The following is a 477-nucleotide window of genomic DNA, read 5'->3' on the forward strand; positions in this document are numbered from 1 at the left end:
AAGCATATCGTTGATTTGCTGCGAGACGTTCATGGCCGTTGTAAAGTCAGGCTGATGCAAATTAAATGTGATCGTATCGCCTTGGCTAAACGGACTCGCAATACCGCGCTCTACCGTCGCACCATTTGGTATACGCCCCACACTTGGAACATTCACCGTAATCGATGAACCATCGCTACCATCTGCACCAAAACCACCAACGACCAAACTGCCCTGCGACATGGCATAAATTCGACCATCGGCACCTTTAAGCGGTGTCATTAGCAAAGACCCGCCACGTAGGCTCTTCGAATCACCGAGGCTTGATACCGTGACATCAATGCGTTGGCCAGGTTTGGCGAACGCGGGCAAATCCGCATGCACAGCAACCGCTGCAATATTCTTCGCTTTTGGATCAACACCAGGTGGAATCGTGATACCAAATTGATTCATCAAATTACGGAATGTTTGGCTCGTAAATGGGGTTTTATCACCCGT

At 49.3% G+C, this 477-nt stretch carries 1 protein-coding gene; it reads right to left on the minus strand.

What is annotated here, in order from left to right; all coding sequences use genetic code 11:
- A partial coding sequence (locus A3738_RS01295) for a flagellar basal body P-ring protein FlgI (protein ID WP_197473502.1) occupies positions 1 to 477 on the minus strand: 477 nt, incomplete at both ends.

The sequence above is a fragment of the Oleiphilus sp. HI0066 genome (assembly GCF_001635725.1).